Here is a 10,478-nt window from a genome sequence, read left to right as displayed (position 1 = left end):
CTCATCCTTCTTTTCGTCCGTGATGACTCGGCGGCTTGTCGCCAGTCACTTCGCGGTACCACAGTTCATGGTGCTTGCGTGCCCAGGCGCGGCTTACCCAGCCGTGCAGCATGGCGCCAATCGAGCCTTTGATCCAGATACCGGCGTAGATGTGCACGATAATGCTGAGGATCAGCACGAAGGCCGCCAGTGCATGCAGCAACGCCGACAGGCGAATTACCTCGATGCCGAACCAGTGGCTGAAATACGCTCGCCAGATCACCACACCACTGACCAGCAACACCAGCATGCACACCAGCAGGGTCCAGAACAGCAGCTTCTGCCCGGCGTTGTACTTGCCGATTGGCGGTACGCCCTCCTCCTGGTTACGCATTACCCGGTCAACCCGGCGCAGCCAGAGGCGATCATTCGAGGTGATGAAGTTGGCCCGCCAGAAGCGCACCACCAGGCCAACGAAGAACACGAACATCGCCACCCCCAGAAACGGGTGCAGGATGCGCGTCCACGGCCCACCGCCAAACAGGTTGCTGAGCCAGAACAGTGCCGGGTGAAACAGCGCCAACCCCGACAGCCCGGCGAGAAAGAACAGGATCGCCACCAGCCAGTGGTTGCTGCGCTCGTTGGCGTTGTAGCGCAAGATGGGTTTGTTGTCGTTCATGGCCGCTGCTCCCCTTGCCCACCGGGCTTGCTCGGATCATAGACATGCACTGCAGGGTCCACTGTCTGCACGCTCGGGTCGGCTGCGGCCGGGTGTTCGTCCTCCTCCACCCGCTGTGGCCCGACCCGCACATAGTGGAAGAACCCGGCCAGCACCGCTGCGCCCATCGCCAACAACGCCAGGGGCTTGGTAAAGCCCTTCCACAACCCTACCAGCGGGCTGATCACCGGCTGGTCCGGCAGGCCGGCATACAGCTTGGGGGTATCGGCATGGTGCAACACGTACATCACGTGGGTACCGCCGACGCCATCCGGGTCATACAACCCGGCGTTGTCGTAGCCACGCGATTTCAGGTCGACGATGCGTTCGGCGGCATGCACCTTCATCTCGTCCTTGGTGCCGAACACAATTGCCCCGGTCGGGCAGGTTTTCACACAGGCCGGCTCCAGGCCCACGGTCACGCGGTCGGAACACAGGGTGCACTTGTACGCCTTGTGGTCTTTCTGCGAGATACGCGGAATGTTGAACGGGCAGCCGGTGATGCAATAGCCACAGCCAATACAGTGGTCCTGGTTGAAGTCGACGATACCGTTGGCATGCTTGATGATCGCCCCTGGGCTTGGGCACGCCTTGAGGCAGCCTGGCTCGGCACAATGCATGCAGCCGTCCTTGCGGATCAGCCATTCCAGGTTGCCGTCGTCGCGCTCGTGCTCGGTAAAGCGCATCAGCGTCCAGGTCTCGGCAGTGAGGTCCTGGGGGTTGTCGTAGGTGCCGTGGTTGTGGCCGACCTCGTCACGCAGTTCGTTCCACTCCGAACACGCCACCTGGCAAGCCTTGCAGCCGATGCACTTGGTGGTGTCGATCAGCTTGGCGACTTCCTGCTGCTGGCGTACCGAGGGCGGCACGGTGGTGGTGGCCGAGCGGGCGATGATGTCTTGGCTGGCCATCAGAGTTTCTCCACTTTGACGAGGAACGACTTGGACTCTGGCGTCTGCGTGTTGCCGTCACCCAGGAATGGCACCAGGGTGTTGGTCAGGTAGCCATGCCGGGTTGCGCCGGTGAAGCCCCAGTGCAGCGGAATGCCGATCTGGTGCACGGTCTGGTTGTTGACCTGCAGCGGGCGAATCCGCTTGGTCACGACCGCCACCGCGTCGATATGGCCACGCTTGCTCGACACCCGTACCCGGTCGCCAGCCTTGATGCCTTTTTCATTGGCCAGCACCTCGCCGATCTCGACGAACTGCTCGGGCTGGGCGATGGCGTTGAGCCGGCAATGCTTGCTCCAGAAGTGGAAGTGCTCGGTCAGCCGGTAGGTGGTCGCCGCGTACGGGAATTCATCGTGCTTGCCGAGGGTGTCCCATACCGAGTCGAAGATGCGCCCGGCCGGGTTGCTGATCGCCTTCTTGTTCTGCGGGTGCAGCGGGTTGATGCCAATCGGCGTTTCGAACGGCTCGTAGTGCTCGGGGAACGGGCCTTCGGCCATCTTGTCGATGGCGAAGAACCGCGCCACGCCCTCGGGGTTCATGATGAACGGGTTCATCCCCGCCTCGGGTGGCGAGTCGACCTTGAAGTCGGGCACGTCGGTCCCGGTCCAGGTCTTGCCGTTCCACCACACCAGGCGTTTCTTTTCCGGATCCCAAGGCTGGCCTTGCGGGTCGCTGGAGGCACGGTTGTAGAGGATGCGGCGGTTGGCCGGCCAAGCCCAGGCCCAGTTCTGCACCTGGTGCATGCCGTACGGGTCGCTGTTGTCGCGGCGAGCCATCTGGTTGCCCTGCTCGGTCCAGCAGCCGGCAAAGATCCAACACCCCGATGCCGTGCTGCCATCGTCCTTGAGTTGACCGAAGCCCGACAATTGCTGGCCAGCCTTGAGGGCTGCTCCGGCAGCATCGGTAAGGTCGGTGACCGCCCAGCCGTTCATTTCCTTGGCCAATTCCTCGGGGGATGGCTCATCAGCAATCTTGTACGGCCAGCTGATGTTCATGATCGCGTCAGGGTAGGTACCGCCCTCGGTCTGGTAACGCTGACGCAGGCGCAGGAACAGCTCGCTCATGATCTGCACGTCGGTGCGGGTTTCGCCCGGCCCGTCGGCACCTTTCCAGTGCCACTGCAGCCAGCGGCTGCTGTTGACCAGCGAGCCATCTTCCTCAGCGAAGCAGGTGGTGGGCAGGCGGATCACTTCGGTCTGGATATTGGCCGTGTCCACGTCGTTGAACGGCCCCATGTTGCGCCAGAACTCCGAGGTTTCGGTGGCGAGCGGGTCCATGACCACCAGCCACTTGAGCTTGGCCAAAGCCGCGGTGACGCGGTTCTTGTCCGGCAGCGCGGCGATGGGGTTGAAGCCTTGGCACATGTAGCCGTTGACCTTGCCCTGGCCCATCATCTCGAACATGCGCAGCACATCGTAAGCCGGCACATCGAGCTTGGGCAGCCAGTCATAGCCCCAGTTGTTTTCAGCCGTGGCGTTGGCACCGTACCAGGCCTTCATCAGGCTGACATGGAACTTGCCGTAGTTCTGCCAGTAAGACAGCTGCCCCGGGCGCAGCGGTTTGGAGGCGCGCTTGTCGATATAGGCTGCGTAATCCTGTTCGGCATCGCCGGCCAGCGTCAGGTAGCCCGGCAGCGAATTGGACAGCAGGCCAAGGTCGGTGAGGCCCTGGATGTTGGAGTGGCCGCGCAACGCGTTGACCCCACCACCGGGCATGCCCACGTTACCCAGCAGCAACTGCACCATGGCGGCACTACGGATGATTTGCGCACCGATCGAGTGTTGCGTCCAACCCAGGGCGTAGAGAATCGTCATGGTCTTGCCCGGTACCGAGCAGCTGGCGATCTCTTCCCAGACTTTCATCATGGCGTCCTGCGGCATGCCACAGGTCATGCTCGCCAACTCCGGGGTATAGCGGCTGTAGTGCTGCTTCATCAGCTGGAACACGCAGCGCGGGTGCTGCAGTGTCGGGTCGACCTTGGCGTAGCCATCCTCACCCAGTTCATAACCCCAGCCGGACTTGTCGGCGTACACGCGCTTGGCCTCGTCGTAGCCGCTGAACAGCCCGTCTTCGAAGCCATAGTTCTCTTTGACGATGAACGACACGTCGGTGTAATTGCGCACGTATTCGTGCTGGATCTTGTCGTTGCTCAGCAGGTAGTTGATCAGCCCACCCATGAAGGCGATGTCGGTACCGGTACGGATTGGCGCGTAGTAGTCGGCCACCGAAGCCGTTCGGGTAAATCGCGGGTCGACCACGATAAGCCGCGCCTTGTTGTGCGCTTTGGCCTCGGTCACCCATTTGAAGCCGCACGGATGCGCTTCTGCTGCGTTGCCACCCATCACCAGGACCAGATTCGCGTTGGCGATATCTGACCAGTGGTTGGTCATGGCGCCACGGCCGTACGTCGGGGCAAGACTTGCCACCGTCGGGCCATGTCAGACACGTGCTTGGTTATCGAACCCCAGCATGCCTGTTGCGCGGATGACCTTGTGGGTCAGGTAACCCGCCTCGCTGGAGGCGGCGGAAGCAGCGAGAAAACCGGTGGTGAGCCAGCGGTTGACGGTTTGCCCCTGGGCGTTCTTCTCGATGAAGTTGGCGTCACGGTCCTGCTTCATCAGGTCGGCAACGCGGTCCAGGGCCTCGTCCCAGCTGACCCGCACCCATTCCTGGCTGCCAGGCTTGCGCACCTCTGGGTACTGCAGGCGGCTCGGGCTGTGGATAAAGTCCAGCAGGCCGGCACCCTTCGGACAGAGGGTGCCGCGGTTGACCGGGTGGTCGGCGTCACCTTCGATATGAATGATGTTCTGTTTGACGTTCTTGCCCGCATCGCCTTGGCTGTACAGGATCAGGCCGCAGCCGACCGAACAGTAAGGGCAGGTATTTCGGGTCTCTTTGGTGTGCGCCAGCTTGAAGTGGCGCACCTGCTCGGCAAAGGCTGGCGTGGGGGCCATGCCCAACGCCGCCAGGCTCGAGCCTCCAAGGCCGATAGCGGCGACCTTGAAGAATTGCCGACGGTTCAGGTCCATCGTGCACTCCTGATCAGGTTTGGACGCACGAAACATTGCCGGCGCCTCTTGGTAGTCACGGTGGCGGGCCAAATTCTGCTCGCCAATGGATAAGACTAGTCAAGAATCGAGAAGGTGCGATGACATGTGTCAGGTAGAGAGCACTATGCCGGGTTACTGGGCTCATCACTTTCGGAAATGGACTACATAACTCCGCTCAGAAAGTTACTAGATTGAGGAAAATTCCGACAAAGGACCTGTCCCCATGAACACCAAGCCTCTGCTGCTGAGCCTGCTGATCGCCGGTACTGCCATCCTCGCACCCGCTTCTGCAGCCACTTCGGACGAAGCAGCTTCGCCGCTCACCTCGCAACAAGCGCGAAACATGGCGGCAGCCGCCGAACTGGCGGCCATGGCCCAAGGCCATGCGATCGTCATCAGCATCATCGACAACCACGGTAAGCCCAAGTATTTCCACCGTATGGACGGCGCAGACAAAGCCAGTATCAAGCTGGCGCAACTCAAGGCTGAGACTTCTGCCCGCTTCCCCTTGGCCTCGCCCACCTCTGGCGAACACGGCCCTGCACACCCGGCTAAACCCTATGCATCGTTGCCGGGGCTCACCTTGCTGGAAGGAGGCCTGCCAATCATGGATAAGAACGGCATGCACATTGGCGGCATCGGCATCAGCGGCGCAACGCCGGAGCTGGATGCGCAGTTCACCCGGGTGGCGCTTGAAGAACTGGGTGGTGAAAGCACCCTCTGAGGTTTTTTTATGGCCTGCTGCACCCATAAAAAAACCCAGGGCCAAGGCCCTGGGTTTCTGGTTTCGCTAGCCGCCTGATGTTCTGATCAGAACGGAATATCGTCATCGAAACTGTCGAAGTCAGCAGCCGGCTGAGGCGCTGGCTGCTGTGGCGCCGGGCGCTGAGGGGCCTGTTGCGGGCGCTGGGCCTGCTGGCGCGGCGGGGCCTGGTTGTACTGCTGTTGACCACCACCCTGGTTGTAGTTGCCGCCACCCTGGTTGTACGGATCACCGCCTTGCTGCTGGCCCTGCGGGCGCCCGCCGAGCAGCTGCATGGTGCCGTTGATGTCGACGATGATCTCGGTGGTGTAACGCTTGATGCCGTCTTTTTCCCACTCGCGGGTCTGCAGCTTGCCTTCGATGTAGCACTGCGAACCTTTACGCAGGTACTCACCGGCAATTTCGGCAACCTTGCCGAACAGCGACACACGGTGCCACTCGGTACGCTCGACCTTCTGGCCCGACTGCTTGTCGGTCCACTGCTCGCTGGTAGCCAGGCTCAGGTTGGTCACGGCGTTACCGTTGGGCAGGTAGCGGACTTCGGGATCCTGGCCACAAGTGCCGACCAGAATGACTTTGTTAACCCCACGGGCCATAACGTTCTCCTAGGCTTCGCACGCCGAAGAGGCTGGATTCACCAGTCGCTCGAGGGTCGCACGGTCCAAAATTTTCGTATCCAGTTTGATATAGATGGCCGCTTCTTCAGCAACCACCACAGCGTCGGTCACACCCGGCACGGCCATCAGTCGCTCGGTCAGGCCGGCTTCCCGGGCTGCCTCTGGCGTCAGCGGCATGCGCAAGCTGGTCACATACGGCGGCTCGTTCATGGACAACGCGACGATCAGCCAGATTGCACACAACACCGCACAGCCGAGGAATACCGTGTCCAACCCACCGTGCTGGAACAGCCAGCCACCCAGAATTCCACCCAGTGCCGCACCAAGGAACTGGCTGGTGGAATAAACCCCCATTGCCGTGCCCTTGCCACCGGCAGGCGACACCTTGCTCACCAGCGAAGGCAGCGAGGCCTCCAGCAGGTTGAATGCGGTAAAGAATACCACGGTGCCAATCACCAGTCCGCGCAAACCGTCAGCCCACTCCCAGAAGTATATCTCTGTCAGCAGCAGGACACTGACTGCACCGGCCAACACACGCTTCATCTTGCGCTTTTTTTCGCCGTAGATGATGAACGGCACCATTGCAAAAAATGAGATGAACAGTGCGGTCAGGTAGACCCACCAGTGCTGCTCTTTTGGCAGCCCGCCACGCTCGACGAAGGCCAGGGGCAGCGCGACGAAGCTGGCCATGAGGACGGCATGCAGCACGAAGATGCTCACGTCCAGGCGCAAAAGGTCCGGATGACGCAGGGTCGGGCCGAGTGCCTTGCGCGCCACACCCGACTCGCGGTGCTGCAGAAGGCTGTGGGTACTGGGCACGACGAAGGCGATCAGCAGGATGCCGACCAGGGCAAGCCCGGCAGTGGCAAGGAACAATCCTGACAAACCAAAGGCACTTGTCAGCAGTGGCCCGACGACCATGGCCACGGCAAACGACAGGCCGATGCTCATGCCGATCATGGCCATGGCCTTGGTCCGGTGTTGTTCACGGGTCAGGTCCGAGAGCAGCGCCATGACGGCAGCCGAAATTGCCCCGGCACCTTGCAGGATGCGCCCCGCGATCACCCCCCAGATAGAGTCGGCCTGGGCCGCCAGGACACTACCCAAGGCAAAGATCACCAACCCCAGGTAGATGATCGGGCGCCGCCCGATGCGGTCGGAAATCATCCCGAACGGAATCTGCAATACCGCCTGGGTCAGGCCATAGGCCCCGATGGCCAGGCCAATCAGCGCAGGTGTGGCACCGGCCAGGTCCATGCCGTAGGTGGCCAGTACCGGCAAGACCATGAACATGCCCAGCATACGAAAGGCAAAGACCAGGGCCAGGCCACCAGCAGCGCGGGTTTCGCTGCTGCTCATGCGCTCGTTGTGGGTGTCATGCATGGCGTAACCTCGTGTGAACCGGCGGCGATTCTATCAGTCCGACAGCTTGACGGCATCTACGCGACGCTTTGCCGCGTACTGGCAGGGGGCCGTATAATTCTTTGTTTATGCCCGCCAAGCGAGGCCGCAGTGGACAAGATCCTGATTCGTGGGGCACGTACCCACAACCTGAAGAACATCGACCTGACCTTGCCCCGGGACAAGCTGATCGTGATCACCGGCCTGTCCGGTTCCGGCAAGTCTTCGCTGGCGTTCGATACCCTGTACGCCGAAGGCCAGCGCCGCTACGTGGAATCGTTGTCGGCCTACGCCCGGCAATTCCTGTCGATGATGGAAAAGCCCGACGTCGACACCATCGAAGGTCTGTCCCCGGCAATCTCCATCGAACAGAAATCGACGTCGCATAACCCGCGCTCGACGGTCGGCACCATCACCGAGATCTACGACTACCTGCGCCTGCTGTACGCCCGCGTCGGTACCCCACGCTGCCCGGACCACGACATTCCGCTGGAGGCGCAAACCGTCAGCCAGATGGTCGACCTGGTGCTGGAGCGCCCCGAAGGCAGCAAGCTGATGCTTCTGGCGCCGGTAGTGCGCGAGCGCAAGGGCGAGCACCTGGCAGTGTTCGATGAAATGCGCGCGCAGGGTTTCGTGCGCGCCCGGGTCAACGGCAAGCTCTATGAGCTTGATGAGTTGCCCAAGCTGGACAAGCAGAAGAAGCACAGCATCGATGTGGTAGTGGACCGCTTCAAGGTGCGCGCCGACCTGCAGCAGCGCCTAGCCGAATCGTTCGAAACTGCGCTGAAACTGGCCGACGGGATTGCCCTGGTGGCACCGATGGACGACGAGCAAGGCGAAGAGACGATCTTCTCCGCCCGTTTCGCCTGCCCGGTGTGCGGCCACGCGATCAGCGAGCTGGAGCCCAAGCTGTTTTCCTTCAACAACCCGGCGGGTGCCTGCCCGACTTGCGACGGCCTGGGTGTGAAGCAGTTCTTCGACACCAAGCGCCTGGTCAATGCCGAGCTTACCTTGGCCGAGGGTGCCATCCGCGGCTGGGACCGCCGCAACGTGTACTACTTCCAGATGCTCGGCTCACTGGCGGCGCACTATGGCTTCAGCCTGGAAGAGCCGTTTGGCGAGCTGTCTGCCGAACACCAGAAGGTGATCCTGCAAGGCAGCGGCAAGCACAGTGTCGACTTCAAGTACCTCAACGACCGCGGCGATATCGTCAAGCGCTCGCACCCGTTCGAAGGCATTGTGCCGAACCTGGAGCGCCGCTACCGCGAGACCGAATCGGCCACCGTGCGTGAAGAACTGGCCAAGTTCCTCGGCACCCAGCCCTGCCCGGACTGCCGCGGCACCCGCCTGCGTCGCGAAGCGCGCCACGTGTGGGTTGGCGAGAAAACCCTGCCGGCGGTCACCAACCTGCCCATTGGCGATGCCAGCAGCTATTTTGCCGAACTGACCCTGACCGGCCGCCGCGGCGAAATTGCCGCGAAAATCCTCAAGGAAATCTGCGAACGCCTGCAGTTCCTGGTCAACGTCGGCCTCGACTACCTCACCCTGGACCGCAGTGCCGACACCTTGTCGGGGGGCGAGGCCCAGCGTATCCGCCTGGCCAGCCAGATCGGCGCAGGCCTGGTGGGGGTGATGTACATTCTCGACGAACCGTCGATCGGCCTTCATCAACGCGACAACGACCGCCTGCTGGCGACGCTCAATCACCTGCGCGACCTGGGTAACACGGTCATTGTGGTGGAGCATGATGAAGACGCCATCCGCCTGGCGGACTATGTGGTGGACATCGGCCCAGGTGCGGGCGTACATGGCGGGCAGATCGTTGCCGAGGGTTCGCCGCAGGAGGTCATGGAGCATCCTGACTCGCTGACGGGCAAATACCTGTCGGGGCGCAAGAAGATCGTCGTGCCCGCCAAGCGCACGCCGCGCAACAAGAAGCTGCAACTCAAGCTGAAGGGGGCACGCGGCAACAACCTGCAGAATGTTGACCTCGAGGTGCCGATTGGCTTGTTGACGTGCGTGACCGGGGTATCTGGCTCGGGCAAGTCGACGCTGATCAACAACACCCTGTACCCGCTGGCAGCGACCGCCCTGAATGGCGCGAGCAGCATCGAGGCGGCGCCCCACAGCAGCATGGACGGCCTGCAGCACCTGGACAAGGTCGTGGATATCGACCAGAGCCCGATTGGCCGTACCCCGCGCTCGAACCCGGCTACCTACACCGGCATTTTTACTCCGATCCGTGAGCTGTTCTCCGGCGTGCCCGAGTCGCGCTCCCGCGGTTATGGCCCTGGGCGCTTCTCGTTCAACGTCAAGGGCGGCCGCTGCGAGGCCTGCCAGGGCGATGGCTTGATCAAGGTGGAAATGCACTTCCTGCCGGACATCTACGTACCCTGCGACGTGTGCAAGAGCAAGCGCTACAACCGCGAGACCCTGGAGATCAAGTACAAGGGCAAGAACATCCACGAGGTGCTGGAGATGACCATCGAGGATGCCCGCGAGTTCTTCGATGCGGTGCCGGCGTTGGCGCGCAAGCTGCAAACACTGATGGACGTGGGTTTGTCCTACATCAAGCTGGGGCAGTCGGCGACCACGCTGTCCGGTGGTGAGGCGCAACGGGTCAAGCTGTCCCGCGAGCTGTCCAAGCGTGACACCGGCAAGACCCTGTATATCCTCGATGAGCCGACCACTGGCCTGCACTTTGCCGATATTCAGCAGTTGCTGGACGTGCTGCACCGCCTGCGCGACCACGGTAACACCGTGGTGGTGATCGAGCACAACCTGGATGTGATCAAGACGGCCGACTGGCTGGTGGACCTGGGGCCAGAGGGTGGCTCCAAGGGTGGGCAGATCATTGCCTGCGGTACGCCGGAACAACTGAGCGAGATGAAACAGTCGTATACCGGGCATTACTTGAAACCGCTGCTGGAGCGGGATCGGGCCTAAGGCATTTGGGGGCGCTTTGCGCCCCATCGCGACACAAGGCCGCCCCTACAGGCGATC

At 62.0% G+C, this 10,478-nt stretch carries 7 protein-coding genes; 2 read left to right on the top strand and 5 right to left on the bottom strand.

From position 1 onward, the window contains the following. Window position 1 precedes the first annotated feature (1 nt). The 3 genes from GYA94_RS02255 to fdnG are packed head-to-tail and all read right to left on the bottom strand — an operon-like array spanning window position 2 to window position 4,673. Entirely contained in the window at window positions 2-658 is a 657-nt protein-coding gene (locus GYA94_RS02255; protein ID WP_161891712.1) for a formate dehydrogenase subunit gamma, read from the bottom strand. After that, entirely contained in the window at window positions 655-1,605 is a 951-nt protein-coding gene (gene fdxH, locus GYA94_RS02250; RefSeq protein ID WP_009685687.1) for a formate dehydrogenase subunit beta, read from the bottom strand. Before fdxH ends, GYA94_RS02255 begins: the two co-directional genes overlap by 4 nt. Beyond that, window positions 1,605-4,673, bottom strand: a complete 3,069-nt coding sequence (gene fdnG / locus GYA94_RS02245) for a formate dehydrogenase-N subunit alpha (protein ID WP_146073866.1) — start codon at window positions 4,671-4,673, stop codon at window positions 1,605-1,607. Before fdnG ends, fdxH begins: the two co-directional genes overlap by 1 nt. Window positions 4,674-4,917: 244 nt before the next feature. Between fdnG and GYA94_RS02240 the strand changes: the two genes are divergently transcribed. Further along, on the top strand, window positions 4,918-5,418 hold the full coding sequence (locus GYA94_RS02240) for a GlcG/HbpS family heme-binding protein (protein WP_110676879.1): 501 nt from the start codon (window positions 4,918-4,920) through the stop codon (window positions 5,416-5,418). An 86-nt stretch (window positions 5,419-5,504) separates the two neighbouring features. Here the strand turns inward: GYA94_RS02240 and GYA94_RS02235 are convergent, their stop codons facing one another. Both GYA94_RS02235 and GYA94_RS02230 read right to left on the bottom strand, forming a co-directional pair. Continuing rightward, window positions 5,505-6,053 (bottom strand): single-stranded DNA-binding protein, encoded by a 549-nt coding sequence (locus GYA94_RS02235; protein ID WP_009681967.1) that lies wholly within the window; start codon window positions 6,051-6,053, stop codon window positions 5,505-5,507. Between the two features lie 9 nt (window positions 6,054-6,062). Next, window positions 6,063-7,457 carry an MFS transporter gene (locus tag GYA94_RS02230; protein WP_009681966.1) on the bottom strand — a complete coding sequence of 465 codons (1,395 nt, stop codon included), beginning with the start codon at window positions 7,455-7,457 and terminating at the stop codon, window positions 6,063-6,065. A 129-nt stretch (window positions 7,458-7,586) separates the two neighbouring features. Between GYA94_RS02230 and uvrA the strand changes: the two genes are divergently transcribed. After that, complete coding sequence (gene uvrA, locus GYA94_RS02225; RefSeq protein ID WP_161891711.1) at window positions 7,587-10,421, top strand: excinuclease ABC subunit UvrA; 2,835 nt, start codon at window positions 7,587-7,589, stop codon at window positions 10,419-10,421. The last annotated feature ends 57 nt before the right edge of the window (window positions 10,422-10,478 follow it).

Origin of the sequence: Pseudomonas juntendi, from assembly GCF_009932375.1 — a bacterium.
GTDB lineage: Bacteria > Pseudomonadota > Gammaproteobacteria > Pseudomonadales > Pseudomonadaceae > Aquipseudomonas > Aquipseudomonas juntendi.
This window is presented reverse-complemented; position numbering and strand designations above follow the sequence as displayed.

Bases quoted from the DNA above. Each gene is read 5' to 3' on its own strand.
- GYA94_RS02255 (WP_161891712.1), bottom strand. From the start codon at position 658: ATGAACGACAACAAACCCATCTTGCGCTACAACGCCAACGAGCGCAGC.
- fdxH (WP_009685687.1), bottom strand. From the start codon at position 1,605: ATGGCCAGCCAAGACATCATCGCCCGCTCGGCCACCACCACCGTGCCG.
- GYA94_RS02240 (WP_110676879.1), top strand. From the start codon at position 4,918: ATGAACACCAAGCCTCTGCTGCTGAGCCTGCTGATCGCCGGTACTGCC.
- GYA94_RS02235 (WP_009681967.1), bottom strand. From the start codon at position 6,053: ATGGCCCGTGGGGTTAACAAAGTCATTCTGGTCGGCACTTGTGGCCAG.
- GYA94_RS02230 (WP_009681966.1), bottom strand. From the start codon at position 7,457: ATGCATGACACCCACAACGAGCGCATGAGCAGCAGCGAAACCCGCGCT.